Annotated in this window: 10 protein-coding genes; 7 read left to right on the forward strand and 3 right to left on the reverse strand. The window is 75.1% G+C overall.

Features of this window, described 5'->3' with window-relative positions:
* Positions 1-16: 16 nt before the first annotated feature.
* Together sucB and ACIQIB_RS32585 are read left to right on the forward strand one after the other, a co-directional pair.
* The gene (sucB, locus tag ACIQIB_RS32580) at positions 17-1,804 is read left to right on the forward strand and encodes a 2-oxoglutarate dehydrogenase, E2 component, dihydrolipoamide succinyltransferase (RefSeq protein ID WP_400762423.1); all 1,788 of its coding nucleotides are present in this window, start codon (positions 17-19) and stop codon (positions 1,802-1,804) included.
* Positions 1,805-1,957: 153 nt separating this feature from the next.
* The gene (locus ACIQIB_RS32585) at positions 1,958-2,473 is read left to right on the forward strand and encodes a DUF4240 domain-containing protein (RefSeq protein ID WP_363611409.1); all 516 of its coding nucleotides are present in this window, start codon (positions 1,958-1,960) and stop codon (positions 2,471-2,473) included.
* Between the two features lie 69 nt (positions 2,474-2,542).
* Here ACIQIB_RS32585 and ACIQIB_RS32590 read toward each other — a convergent pair whose 3' ends face one another.
* A complete protein-coding gene (locus ACIQIB_RS32590) occupies positions 2,543-3,559 on the reverse strand; it encodes a DUF2510 domain-containing protein (RefSeq protein WP_363611411.1) in 1,017 nt (338 codons plus the stop codon).
* Between the two features lie 141 nt (positions 3,560-3,700).
* Positions 3,701-4,198, reverse strand: a complete 498-nt coding sequence (locus tag ACIQIB_RS32595; RefSeq protein WP_363611413.1) for a GNAT family N-acetyltransferase — start codon at positions 4,196-4,198, stop codon at positions 3,701-3,703.
* Positions 4,199-4,261: 63 nt separating this feature from the next.
* Here ACIQIB_RS32595 and ACIQIB_RS32600 point away from each other — a divergent pair, with 63 nt between their 5' ends.
* The 3 genes from ACIQIB_RS32600 (at position 4,262) to ACIQIB_RS32610 (ending at position 8,378) form a co-directional block, all read left to right on the forward strand.
* On the forward strand, positions 4,262-5,167 hold the full coding sequence (locus ACIQIB_RS32600) for a TIGR01777 family oxidoreductase (protein WP_400762425.1): 906 nt from the start codon (positions 4,262-4,264) through the stop codon (positions 5,165-5,167).
* A 491-nt stretch (positions 5,168-5,658) separates the two neighbouring features.
* A complete protein-coding gene (locus tag ACIQIB_RS32605) occupies positions 5,659-6,990 on the forward strand; it encodes an FAD-dependent oxidoreductase (protein ID WP_363611417.1) in 1,332 nt (443 codons plus the stop codon).
* 161 nt (positions 6,991-7,151) lie between these two features.
* Positions 7,152-8,378, forward strand: a complete 1,227-nt coding sequence (locus tag ACIQIB_RS32610) for a cation:proton antiporter (protein WP_400659014.1) — start codon at positions 7,152-7,154, stop codon at positions 8,376-8,378.
* A 95-nt stretch (positions 8,379-8,473) separates the two neighbouring features.
* On the opposite strand, the gene ACIQIB_RS32615 is transcribed toward ACIQIB_RS32610, so the two are convergent.
* Positions 8,474-10,294 (reverse strand): regulator, encoded by a 1,821-nt coding sequence (locus ACIQIB_RS32615; protein WP_400762426.1) that lies wholly within the window; start codon positions 10,292-10,294, stop codon positions 8,474-8,476.
* Between the two features lie 308 nt (positions 10,295-10,602).
* On the opposite strand from ACIQIB_RS32615, the gene ACIQIB_RS32620 reads away from it, so the two are divergent.
* Positions 10,603-11,364 (forward strand): 3-hydroxybutyrate dehydrogenase, encoded by a 762-nt coding sequence (locus tag ACIQIB_RS32620; protein ID WP_363611425.1) that lies wholly within the window; start codon positions 10,603-10,605, stop codon positions 11,362-11,364.
* A gap of 201 nt (positions 11,365-11,565) precedes the next feature.
* The gene (locus ACIQIB_RS32625) at positions 11,566-13,521 is read left to right on the forward strand and encodes a GAF domain-containing protein (protein WP_363611427.1); all 1,956 of its coding nucleotides are present in this window, start codon (positions 11,566-11,568) and stop codon (positions 13,519-13,521) included.
* Positions 13,522-13,644 lie beyond the last annotated feature (123 nt).

Raw genomic sequence — 13,644 nt, forward strand, 5'->3', positions numbered from 1 at the left:
AGGAGTCGCTGAAACCATGGCGGTCTCAGTAACACTGCCCGCGCTGGGCGAGAGCGTTTCCGAGGGAACCGTCACCCGTTGGCTGAAGGCCGAGGGTGAGCGCGTGGAGGTCGACGAGCCGCTGCTCGAGGTCTCCACCGACAAGGTCGACACCGAGATCCCGGCCCCGGCTTCGGGCATCCTGGCCTCGATCAAGGTCGGCGAGGACGAGACCGTCGAGGTCGGCGCCGAGCTGGCGATCATCGACGACGGCACCGGCGCCCCGGTCGCGGCCCCCGCGCCGGCCGCCGAGGCCGCGCCCGCCGCCGCTCCGGCTCCGGTCGCCGCCCCGGCCCCCGTCGCCCCGGTTGCCGCTCCGGCCCCGGCCGCGCCGGTCGCCAAGGCCCCGGCCGCGGACGCCCCGGCCGCCGACGCCACCCCGGTCCTGCTGCCCGCGCTGGGCGAGTCGGTCACCGAGGGCACCGTCACCCGCTGGCTGAAGGCCGAGGGTGAGACGGTCGAGATCGACGAGCCGCTGCTCGAGGTCTCCACCGACAAGGTCGACACCGAGATCCCGTCGCCGGTCGCCGGCGTCGTCGTGAAGATCCTGGTCGGCGAGGACGAGACCGCCGAGGTCGGCGCCCAGCTCGCGCTGATCGGTGCCGCCGGTGCCGCCGCTCCGGCTCCGGCCCCGGTTGCCGCTCCGGCCCCGGTTGCCGCTCCGGCGCCGGTCGCCGCCCCCGCGCCGGTTGCCCCGGCCGCCCCGGTGGCCGCTGCTCCGGCTCCGGTCGCCGCCCCGGCTCCGGTTGCCCCGGCCGCTCCGGCCCCGGTCGCCCCGGCTGCCCCGGCCCCCGTCGCCGCTCCGGCTCCGGTTGCCGCTCCGGCCGCCCCGGTGGCCGACGCCGGTGATGCCTACGTCACCCCGCTGGTGCGCAAGCTCGCCGCCGAGCAGGGCGTCGCCCTGACCGCCGTCACCGGCACCGGTGTCGGCGGCCGTATCCGCAAGCAGGACGTCATCGCCGCCGCCGAGGCCGCGAAGGCCGTACCGGCCCCCGTCGCCGCCGCTCCGGCCGCCGCGCCGAAGGCCGCCGCCGCGCCGTCCCCGCTGCGGGGCCAGACCGTCAAGATGACCCGCATGCGCAAGGTCATCGGCGACAACATGATGAAGGCCCTGCACGAGCAGGCCCAGCTGACCAGCGTGGTCGAGGTGGACCTCACCAAGATCATGTCGCTGCGCGGCAAGGCCAAGGACGCCTTCCTCGCCCGTGAGGGCGTGAAGCTGTCCCCGATGCCGTTCTTCGTCAAGGCCGCCGCCCAGGCGCTGAAGAGCCACCCGGTCATCAACGCCCGGATCAACGACGCCGAGGGCACCATCACCTACTTCGACTCCGAGAACATCGGTATCGCGGTGGACTCCGAGAAGGGTCTGATGACCCCGGTCATCAAGGGTGCGGGCGACCTCAACATCGCCGGCATCTCCAAGAAGACCGCGGAGCTGGCCGGCAAGGTGCGCGACAGCAAGATCACCCCGGACGAGCTGTCCGGCGCCACCTTCACCATCAGCAACACCGGCTCGCGCGGTGCGCTGTTCGACACCGTCATCGTCCCGCCGAACCAGGCCGCCATCCTGGGCATCGGCGCGACCGTCAAGCGCCCGGTCGTCATCGAGGCCGACGGCGGCACCGCCATCGGCATCCGCGACATGACCTACCTGTCGCTCTCCTACGACCACCGCCTGGTGGACGGCGCCGACGCCGCCCGCTACCTGGTGGCCGTCAAGGAGATCCTGGAGGCCGGCGAGTTCGAGGTCGAGCTCGGCCTGTAAGGCACCAGCGAGCACGGCAGTCCCCGGAGCCCCGCGTCGTCCCCGGACGGCGCGGGGCTCCGCGTTTTCGTGGCCCCCCGTCTCCGGGGGTTTCCGCGTTTCGTGAGCCCATCGCATGCGGTTGCGCGGGTGAACGGGGATGCTGGAGCGGTGATGGACGAGACCGACTTCTGGCAGATCATCGACGAGACCCGGGAGGCCGCCGAGGGCGACCCGGACGAGCAGGCGGAGCGCCTGGTGGAGCGGCTCGTCCAGCTGACCCCGGACGACGTCATCGACTTCGCGCGGCTCTTCGAGGCCCGCTTCCAGCGCGCCTACCGCATCGACCTCTGGGGAGCGGCCTACCTGCTGCTGGACGGCGCCTCCGAGGACACCTTCGACTTCTTCCGCTGCTGGCTGATCGGTCAGGGCCGGGAGGTGTTCGAGGGCGGGCTGTACGATCCGGACGACCTGGCGGAGCTGCTGCCCGGCTTCGACGAGGAGGAGGACGGCGAGGCCGAGGATCTCGGCTACGCCGCCGACGAGGCGTACGAGCAGCTGACCGGGCTGCCGCTGCCCGAGGTGGGCGGGCGGCAGCCCGCGCGGCCGGCCGGTGCGGCCCTGGACTTCGACGATCCGGACACCATGGCGAAGCGTTTCCCCAAGCTCTGGGAGCGCTACGGGGACTGACACACGCCTCCCGCCGGGCGACCGGAGCGGGCCCCGGGGGTGGCTCGCGGGAGACGCCCCCGGCGGGCGTCAGGTGGTGGAGCCGGTGGCGGTGCCGTCCTGCTTGATGCCCTTGAGGATCTGGTCGAGCACGGTCGGGTCGGGTGCGCTCGGGTCGTCGTCCACCCCGCCCTCGAAGGCGACGTAGCCGCCGCCCTTGGCCGGGACGGCCGCCAGCAGGACGTAGCCCCGGGTGCCGTCGGTGGTCTTGATGCGCCAGCGCACGGCGTACCCCGGGACGCCCGCCACCGTGGTGGCGAAGGAGCCCGCGTCGGTGTGCGAGGCGATGCCGGTGAAGATCGCCGCCGCGTAGGCGGGCATCGCCGCCTCGGCCGCCGCGCGGGCGCTGGCGCCCGCGATGGTCTCCTTCTCGACCGAGAACTGGCCGCGGATGCACGAGCCGCCGCCCGGGCAGGTGTACCGGCCGGTGCCCAGGAAGACCGTCGAGTGCGCGCTGTCGGTCTGGGCGTCCCAGTCCTCGAAGACCGGCACGATGATGGCGTGCCGGCTGTCGGAGACGGTGTCCTTGACGATCGGCGCGGGGAGCGGGGTCGTCGTCGGGGTGGGCGTGCGCGGGGTCGGGGACGGGCTGGGGCTCGAGCTGTCCGAGACGGTGACCGTGGGCGTCGGCGCCGGGCCCGCCTGCGGCTTGTCGCTGTTGTTGAGCGCGATCCCGGCCACCACACCGACCACGGCCAGCACCGCGAGCACGACGGCGACGGCCACGCCCGGCTTCATCCGGCCCGGCCGCGGTGGGGGCGGGTAGCCGCCCTGGGGGTAGCCGTAGGCCTGCGGGGCCTGGCCCGGGTAGCCGTAGCCGGGGGCGCCCTGCTGCGGGGCTCCGTAGCCGTATGCGGGTGGCGGGGCGGAGACCGGCTGCTGCGGGGGCTGCCAGGTCTGGGTCGGGGCGTCGGCGAGCTGGGCACCGCCCGCCTGGACGGGACGGACGTCACTGGTCCAGGCGTTGCCGTCCCACCAGCGCTCATGACCGGCTGCGCCGTCCGCACCCGGTACCGGGTACCACCCGGGAGGCGTCGAATTGCTCACGGCCGTACGGTACCCGGCGCGGCAGCACCCCAGACAGGTGCGGATTGTCACGACTCTGCACCACCCACGCCAGCGATCTGACGATTCGTCAGACGGATGGGGCGGGTGGTGCAGGTGATCCGGTCAAGCGGCCAGGGCGGCTCAGGCGGTCAGCGACCGGGCCATCCAGATGTCGTCCACGTACTGGCCGTCGATCAGGAACTCCTCGGCGAGCGAGCCCTCGACGACGAAGCCGCAGCTCTCGTAGAGCCGCCGGGCCGGGGCGTTGTGGCCGAGCACGCGCAGGGTCATCCGGCGGGCGCCCTGTTCCTTGGCGGCCTCGCAGGCGGCCTCGACCAGCGACCGCCCGATGCCCCGGCCGCGGACCGAGGAGTCGACGGCCAGGCCCTGGATCTGACGGACGTGCTGGTTGCTGGCCAGCGGGGTGGGCGGGACCGGGCGGACGTAGCCGACGATCCGGCCGCCGAGCAGGGCGAGCAGGAACTGGTCCGGGAGGTGACGCTCGTCGAAGACGCCGTCCTCCTCCGCGGGCCGCGGGGAGACCTCGGAAAGGGTGGACCAGGTGGCGCGGTTGAGGGTGGCGAGCTCCTGTTCGTCCTCGGGCTGCGCGGAACGGATGATCAGATCGTCGTCGGACATGCGCGTCATGCTAATCAGCCGCGTCCCGAACGCATACGGATTTTGAGCTGCGAGGATGGGCCCATGCGCATCGCGGTCACAGGCTCCACGGGATTGATCGGCTCGGCACTCGTCCACTCGCTGCTGGCGGACGGCCACGAGGTGGTCCGGCTGGTCCGGCACCGCTCCAGGACGGGCCCACAGGCCGACGGGACGACGGCGATCGGCTGGAACCCCCAGCTGGGCCAGGTCGACCGGGACGGGCTGGCCGGCGTCGAGGCGGTGGTGCACCTGGCCGGCGCCGGGGTCGGCGACGGCCGCTGGACGGACTCCTACAAGCGGGAGATCCGGGAGAGCCGGGTGCTCGGCACCGAGACGCTGGCCGTCGCGCTGGCGAACCTGAAGGAGCCGCCCCGGGTGCTGGTCAGCGCCTCCGCGGTCGGCCTGTACGGACAGACCGGCGACCGGGTGATCGACGAGGACTCCCCCGCCGGGGACGACTTCCTGGCCGAGGTCTGCGTCGAGTGGGAGGCCGCCGCCCGGCCCGCCGAGCGGGCCGGCATCCGGGTGGTCCACCCGCGCACCGGACTGGTGCTCTCCGCCGCCGGCGGGGCCGGTGGGCGGCTGTTCCCGCTCTTCCGGCTGGGGCTCGGCGGGCGGCTCGGCGGCGGGCGCCAGTACTGGAGCTACATCTCGCTGGCCGACGAGGTCGCCGCGCTGCGGTTCCTGATCGACCGGGACGACCTCGCCGGCGCCTTCAACCTCACCGCGCCGGAGCCGGTGACCAACGCCGAGCTGACGGCGGCACTCGGGCGGGCGCTGAAGCGGCCGACGCCGTTCCCGGTGCCGGAGGCGGTGCTGAAGGCCGTGCTGGGCGAGCTGGCGATCGAGGTGGTCGGCAGCCACCGGGTGGTGCCCCGGCGGCTGCTGGAGGCCGGATTCCGGTTCGAACACCCGGACGTGGACTCGGCGGTGCGGGCGGCGCTGTAGGCGCGCTCCGGGTTCGGCGGTACGTCGGTGTTGCGTCGGCGCATGTCGGTGTTGCGTCGGCACTGCGGTCGTCGCGGTGCCGTTGGTGGTGTCGCCGATGGTGTCGTTGGTGCGGTTGTCGCACCGGGACGGCCGACCCGGCCCGTCCACTCTCGTCCGCGTACGCCCGCTACGGCGTTTGCCCTGGCCAGGGGCATATGCCGGGCGGGGAACCGACGGGGCTCCCGGGAGGGGCGCACGGGAGCACACGGCGGGCGCGTCGCACGCCCCCGGTGACCGTGCGCGCCCGTAGCCCCCGAACCCGGCCCCTTGGGCGCACAGTCCGTGACCGCGCCCCCGCCGGATGCCGCCGAGCCCTTTCCGGGCCCGGGATACGGCCCGGTACGACGGTCTGACGCTCACATTGACTGGGCATCACATCGTCGGACCGTGTCCCGGCACCCCGCTGCCTGCGTCGGCCGAAGCTCCGGGACCAGGGAGGGAGCACGCCAGTGCCCACGTACGACTTCACTCGCCGCGCTCGCCGGCAGTCCGACCCGGACGTCATCGTGGTGGGCGCCGGCCTCGCGGGCCTGGCCGCCGCCCGCGCGCTCACCGGCCATGGCCTGTCCGTCCAGGTCCTGGAGACCACGGACCGGATCGGCGGCCGGATGGCCACCCGCGAGCTGGACGGATTCCGGCTCGACCACGGCAGCCACCTGCTGAACACCGCCTTCCCCGAACTCCGCCGCACACTCGACCTCGACCGCCTCGATCTGCGGCCCCTCGCCCCCGGCGTGCTGGTCCACAGCGGCGGCCGCCGCTACCGCGCCGGGGACCCGCAGCTGACCGCCGCCCGGCAGGCCACCACCCGGGCACCGCTGGGCAGTCCGCTGGACAAGGCCCGGCTGGGCAACTGGCTCAGCCGGCTCGCCGCCACCCCGGCCGGGCGGCTGCAGGCCCGGCCGGAGACCACCGCCGCCCGCGCGCTCGCCGAACGCGGCCCGGCCCCCCGCACCGTCGACGGCTTCCTGCGGCCGCTGCTGAGCGCCCTGCTCAGCGACCCGGACCTGGGCACCAGCAGCCGGATCGCCGACCTGGTGCTGCGCTCCTACGCGCGCGGACGGCTCTGTCTGCCCGCCGCCGGAATCGCGGCCGTGCCGGCCCAGCTGGCCGCCGCCCTGCCCGCCGGCACCGTGCGGACCGGGGTGCAGGTCACCTCGATCACGGCCGACGGTGTGGAGACCGCCGGGCACGGACGGATCGGCGCGCAGGCCGTCGTGGTGGCCACCGACGGACAGTCCGCCACCGGGCTGCTGCCGGGGCTGCGGCTGCCCGACTTCCACCCCGTGACCACCTTCTACCACGCGGCCCACCGGCCCCCGGTCGGCGAGGCCGTCCTGCTGCTCGACGGCGACCGGCCCGGCGGCCACCCGCCGCTGGTCTCGCACTCGCTGGTACTCAGCGAGCTGCACCCCTCGTACGCCCCGGCCGGGCAGGCGTTGATCGCGACCACCGTGCTCGGGCGGCGTTCCTTCGACGCCGGCGGGCCCGCCGCACTCGAACCGGCGGTGCGCGGGCGGCTGGCGGAGCTGTACGGGACACCGACCAAGGGCTGGCACTTCCTGAGCGTGCGGCACCTGCCCGACGCCCTGCCGGCCATGCCGCCGCCGCACAACAGCCGACGCCCGGTCCGGGTGCTGGCCGGGCTGTACGTCTGCGGCGACCACCGGGACACCAGCAGCGTCCAGGGTGCGCTGGTCTCGGGGCGGCGGGCGGCACAGGCCGTGGTGCGCGACCTCGGCCTGCCGACCGCGCCCCGGGCGGTGGAGGCGGCGGCCTAGGCGTGTCTACGGCGGCGCGGGCCGCTCTCCCGTGGCGGCAGGGGGTGGCACCCGCGGTGGCGTGAACACGTGACCGGGCTGCGATGGCGGCAACCGACGACATGCCAGTATGCCGATATGACCGCTAATCGGATGGCATTCCCCTCTCGGCCGGTTGCGCGGTGAGCGCCGGAGTCCAGGTCCAGCCCCTGGCGCTGATCCTGATCCCGGCCGCCGCCGTGGCCGCGCCGCTGCTCGCCGACCGGCTGCTGCGGTGGATCGCCGTGCCGACCGTGGTGTTCGAGATCGTGCTCGGCGTCCTGATCGGCCCGGACGTCCTGGACTGGGCGCACGTCGGCGGCCTGGTCGACGCGTTCTCGCGGTTCGGCCTGGCCATGCTGATGTTCCTGGCCGGCTACGAGATCGACTTCGCCAGGCTGCGCGGCGGCCCGCTCAGACGGGCGGGCGCCGCGTGGCTGACGACCCTGGCGGTGGCGCTGGGGGTGGGCGCGATGGTCAACCGCGACCCGCTGAACGGCGCCTTCGCCGGGCTGGCGCTCACCACCACCGCGCTCGGCACCATCCTGCCGATCCTCCGCGACGCCGGTGAACTGCCCACCCCGTTCGGCTCGTTGGTGATGGCCACCGGCGCGGTCGGCGAGTTCGGGCCGATCATCGCGATCGCGGCGCTGCTCAGCGGCAACACCCCGGCCAGGGCCGCCGTCATCCTCGGCGCCTTCGCGGTGATCACGGTGGTCGCGGTGAGCTGCGCCCGCCGGCCCCGGCCGGCGTGGATGACCCGGCTGATCCGGCACACCCTGCGCACCTCCGGGCAGTTCGCGATCCGCACGGTGATGCTGGTGCTCGCGGCGATGGTGGCCGCCGCACTCTGGCTCGACCTGGACATGCTGCTCGGCGCCTTCACCGCCGGCGTCGTCTCCCATCTGCTGCTCTCCGACGTGCCGGAGGCCGAGGAGGCGGTGATCGAGGCCAAGCTGGAGGGCATCGGCTTCGGCTTTCTCGTCCCGGTGTTCTTCGTCGTCAGCGGGATGAAGTTCGACCTGGACGCGCTGCTGAACGAACCCGGCACGATGCTGCTCGTCCCGGTGTTCCTGCTGCTGCTCCTGGTGGTGCGCGGGCTGCCCGCCGCGCTGCTCGCGCCGATCGGGCTCGGGCGGCGCGACCGCGCGGCGCTCGGGCTGTACGGCGCGACGGCGCTGCCGCTGGTCGTGGTGATCACCACGATCGAGGTGAACGCGGATCACCTGCCGTCCTCCACGGCGGCCGCGCTGGTCGGTGCGGGCATGCTCTCCGTCCTGCTCTTCCCGCTGCTGGCCCAGCAGTTGCGCGGCGGCGCGCGCCCGCCGGCGGAGCAGGGCCGGCCCCGGGTACGCGCCGAGAGCTGGTGAGCCCCGCCGGCCGGCCCTCGCCCGGGCGGGCGGCGGCCGGCCATGCGGCGGTCGGGCAAGCGGCGGTCGGGCAAGCGGCGGTCGGACGGCGGGCGTCAGATCACCCCCGTCTGACGGGCCGTCTCCTCGAACGCCCGGGCCACCGGGCTGCCCCGGTAGGGGGCGAGCCGGCGGTGGAAGTCCCGCACGTACTCCAGCGAGCGGGCCGAGCGCATCTCCCCGGCCGCCCGCAGCGCGTCGGTGGCCATGGTGCACGCCTCGTCGAGGTCCCCCATGCCCAGCCGGGCCGTGGCCAGCACCAGCCGGCAGAAGATCCGGCTGCGGGCGTAGGCGGGCGAGCGCAGCCGCAGCGACTTCTCCGCGTGCTGGGCGGACGTCCGCCACTGCTGGAGGTCCCGGTAGCAGTGCGCGAACTCGTCGGCCAGCTGCGCCTCGTCGAAGTACCGTGCCCAGGTGGGTAGTTCGTCGACGGGACGGGCCGCGGCGAGGGACCGCTCGGCGCGTACCAGGGCGGTGGTGCAGGACCGGACGTCCCCCAGCAGGCCGTGCCCGCGCGCCTCGGCCGCGTGCAGCAGCGACTGCACGACGGGCGGCACGGCGGTGCCCACGCCCTGCTGGGCGACCCGGGCCAGCTGGACGGCCTCCCGGCCGTGCCCGAGGTGCACCGCCTGCTGGCTCATCGTCACCAGGACGTACCCGCCGAGCACGCGGTCCCCCGCCGCCTGGGAGAGCCGCAGCGCCTGGACGAAGTAGCGCTGGGCCAGACCGTGCGCGGCGATGTCGAAGGATGTCCAGCCTGCCAGCCTGGTCAGGTCGGCGACCGCGGCGAACAGCGCCCGCCCGATCTGCTCGCCGTAGCGGCCGCGCAGCATCGGCTCGGCCTCGCTCTCCAGGTAGCGGACCAGCGCCTGCCGGGCGTGGCCGCCGCCGTACGCGTGGTCCAGCGCGCGGAAGAGGTCCCCGACGGCGCGGATGGCGGCGATGTCGCCCCGGCCGACCCGCAGCGCCGGGCGCTGCTCGCGGGCCGGGTCGCTGCAGGGGGGCTCGACGGCCAGCGGCGGGCGCCGGCTCTGGACCGGTACCCGGCCGAGCGCCGTGGAGGCGGCGGCACCCGGGACGCCCGCCCTGGCCGGCGCCGCGCCCGGCGCCCCGGGGGCGGGGCCGCGCACCGGGGGCACCGGGGTCCCGCCGGGCGCGGGCGCTCCGGCGGGCGGCGCGCCCGCGGCGGGGTCGGGGCGGGCCAGGGTGGAGCCGTCCCGGGCGACCCGCTCGTCGGTGCGGCCGATCAGCCAGTCCCGGCTGGGCACCACCAGCCCAGCCGGGGTGAACGCGATCCGCCGCAGCTCGGACTGCGGGCCGTTGTCCTTGCGCCACATGCTCGCCACGATGTCCACCGCCTCCTGCGGCGTCTCGGCGAACTCCAGCCCGGCGTAGACCGGGGCGCAGGCGTCCAGGCCGAGGTCCTGGGCGGTGAGGCGGCGGCCGAGGCGGCGGGTGAAGACCTCGGCGATCAGCGCCGGGGTGGCGCCGCGCGGCTGCTGGCCGCGGAGCCAGCGGGTGACCGAGGTCTTGTCGTAGCGCAGGTCCAGGCCGTGCTCCAGGCCCAGCTGGTCGACCCGGCGGGCCAGACCGGCGTGCGAGAAGCCGGCCTCCTCGATCAGCGCGGCCAGCTGGCCGTTCTGCGGGGCCGGGCCGGAGTGGCCGGCGACGGGCGGGGCCGGGGCGGCGGTCGTCCCGTCCGGGGGCGCGAGGGGCGCCGGGTGCCGGTCGGGGGTGGCCTGCTCGGGCAGCCGCCGTTCGTCGGCGGTCGGGGCGTCGGGGGCGTCCGGAAGGGCCCGGCCGACCGGCCCCCGGTGCTGGTCGAGCGGGTCGAGCGGTCCGTACGCCGGGCTGTCGGTTGCAGGCCGTTGGGGCATAGTCAGTCAACACCTCTCAGACGCCGTACCGGCTCCACCAGCACTTCGGCTGCCTGTGGCGGCGCCCCTGTCGGGAATCGGCGTGAATGTAGCGAGCATTCGGGCGCTATGGGCGGTTCTGACCGAGCAATCCTCCGAACGGGTGAAGCATCCGCGCCCATTGTGGGGAAGTCCGGACAGAGTGGGTTTGGCTTTGGCCGACCGAACCGCCGATCGACCGTCATAGCGGTGAACGCCACACTCTCCCGGGGTGCTGTAGTTCCCCACGACATAGGAGACGGGCCGCCGGATTCCTACCGTTCTCGGCCATGGACACCACTTCAGCCCGCCCGCTCGACGGTCGTACGGCCCTGGTCACCGGAGCCGCCTCGGGCATCGGCCGGGCCTGCGCCGAGGCCTTCGCCGAGGCCGGCGCCCGGGTCTACGTCGTCGACCTCGCGGCCGGTCCGGCCCAGGAGCTCGCCGCGCGGATCGGCGGCGTCGCGCACGTCGCCGACCTCTCCGACCCGGAGGCGGTGGAAGCCCTGCCGGACGACGCCGACATCGTGGTCAACAACGCCGGCCTCCAGCACGTCGCCCCCGTACACGAGTTCCCGCTCGACCGCTTCACGCTGATCCAGCGGGTGATGGTCGAGGCCCCGTTCCGCATCCTGCGCCGCACCCTGCCGCACATGTACGAGCGGGACTGGGGGCGGGTGGTCAACATCTCCTCCGTCCACGGCCTGCGCGCCAGCGCCTTCAAGTCCGCCTATGTCACGGCCAAGCACGCGCTGGAGGGCCTGAGCAAGACGGTCGCGCTGGAGGGCGCCCCGTACGGCGTCACCAGCAACTGCATCAACCCGGGGTACGTACGGACCCCGCTGGTGGAGAAGCAGATCGCCGGACAGGCGCTGGCGCACGGCATCCACGAGGACGAGGTGGTGGAGCGGATCATGCTCGACCGCACCGCCGTGAAGCGGCTGATCGAGCCCGACGAGGTGGCGCAGCTGGCCCTCTGGCTCTGCTCGCCGCACGCCTCCTACATCACCGGCGCCAGCCTGCCCGTGGACGGCGGCTGGACCGCGCACTGACGCCCGCGCGGGCCCCCGGCCGGGCACCGGCCCGATGGCGCCACCGCGCGGCCCGGCTCCGTACCGGCCCCGCGGTGGCCGCCGCCCACTACCGCACGGGCGCCGGCCACCCGGTCCACCCGCACGAGTGGGCGGCTGAGCAGCTACGATCGCGCTTCCGTCCCTGGGGCCAGAGACCCACTGCCGATTGGCGGCCGTACCGTGAACGACCCCCACCCCCGGACCAGCTCGGCGCCCGCGCTGCGGCGGCTGCTCGACCTGCTCGCCTCCGGTGCCGCGACCGAGGACTTCGCCGAGGTGCTGGCCGCCGCGCGTCGTCAGGGGGCGCCGGCCGCCGTACTGAGCGAGATCGACGACGCCACCTGGCAGGCCCTGCGGGTGCACCGGACCCTGCGTCAGCACCGCCGCCGCGAGGCCGAGCTGACCGCGCTGTTCGACACCGCCGGGGACCTGGCCGGCTCCCGGGACCTGGACACCGTGCTGCAGGCGATCGTGCGCCGGGCCCGGCTGCTGCTCGGCACCGACACCGCCTATCTCACCCTCCCGGACCGGGCCGCCGGCGACACCTACATGCGGGTCACCGACGGTTCGGTGTCCGTCCTCTTCCAGACCCTGCGGCTGAGCCTCGGCGACGGCCTCGGCGGCCTGGTCGCCCAGACCGCCCGGCCGTACGCCACCCCCGACTACCGCACCGACGAGCGCTTCCACCACACCGGCACGATCGACGCGGGCGTCCTGGACGAGGGGCTGGTGGCGATCATCGGGGTACCGCTGCTGCTCGGCGGGCAGGTGATCGGCGTGCTGTTCGCCGCCGACCGCTCGCCGCGCGCCTTCTCCCCCGACGAGGTCGCGCTGCTCTGTTCGCTGGCCGCGCACGCCGCGATCGCGCTGGACACCGCCAAGTCACTGGCCGACACCCGGGCCGCGCTGGCCGAGCTGAACAGCGCGAACGAGCTGATCCGGGCCCACTCCGCCGCCGTGCAGCGCGCCGAGCAGGGCCACGACCGGCTCACCGACCTGGTGCTGCGCGGCGCCGAGGTGCCGGACGTGGCCGCCGCGGTGGCGGCGCTGCTGGACGGCGAGATAACGGTCCTGGACACCGAGGGCGAACCGCTGGCCGGCCGGGCCGCGCCCGCCGACGGGCTGGCCGCGGCGGTCGCCGCCTCCCGGGCCGAGGGCCGGTCGGTGCGGCACGGCGACGCCTGGGTCTGCGCGGTGCTGGCCGGCCAGGAGCCGCTGGGCACCCTGGTCCTGCGCGGCCGGCCCGGCCTGGACGACGCCGACCGGCGGCTGTTCGAGCGGGCGGGCGTGGTGACCGCGCTGGTCCTGCTGCTACGCCGCTCGGTCGCCGAGACCGAGAACCGGGTCCGCGGCGAACTGCTCGCCGATCTGCTCACCAGCCCCGACCGCGACCCGGCCGGACTGACCGCGCGCGGCCGCCGGCTCGGTGTGGACCTCGGCCGCCCGCACCTGGTGCTGGTCGCCGAGCCGGCCGGTGCCCCGGGCACCGCCGCCGTCGACCGCGGCCGACTGGCCGGCGCCGCCGGACGCTACCTGTTCGGCTCGCGGGGCATCAGCGCGGAGCACGGCGAGGCGGTGGTGCTGCTGGTGCCGGACGACGGCACCGACGGCCCGGCCGGATCCGGCGGACCCACCGGGCCGGACGGCGCCCTGCGGGCGGCCGAGCGGGCCGCCGAACGGCTCGCCCGGCTGGCCGGCTTCCCGGTCACCGTGGGCGCCGGACGCCCGGCCGCCGGGCCGCCGGCGCTGGCCGCCTCGTACGCCGAGGGGCTGCGCTGCGTCCGGGCGCTGCGGGTGCTCGGCCGGGCCGGGGACGGCGCCTCGGCCCGGGCGCTCGGCTTCCTCGGGGTGCTGCTCGGCGACGGCCACGACGTGGACGGGTTCGTCGGCGCGACGCTCGGCCCGCTGCTGGAGTACGACGCCCGGCGCGGCACCGAGCTGGTGCGCACCCTGCGCGCCTACTTCGACTGCGGCGGCAGCCTGACCAGGGCCAAGGACGAACTGCACGTCCACGTGAACACGGTCGTGCAGCGGCTGGACCGGGTCGAGATCCTGCTCGGCCGGGACTGGAACCACCCCGAGCGCTCGCTGGAACTCCAGCTGGCGCTCCGCCTCCAGCTGCTCTCGGGCGCCTGAACACCCGGTTCGCGCCGGGGCGTACAGTGGCGAGGTTGGTCTCGAACCCCTGGCAAGGAGCAGTGGTGAGCGAGCGGAGCATCGCAGGGTGCGCGTCTCGCGAGGCGGCCACCGAGCGCGGGA

This window comes from Kitasatospora sp. NPDC092286 (assembly GCF_044755565.1).
Classification (GTDB): domain Bacteria; phylum Actinomycetota; class Actinomycetes; order Streptomycetales; family Streptomycetaceae; genus Kitasatospora.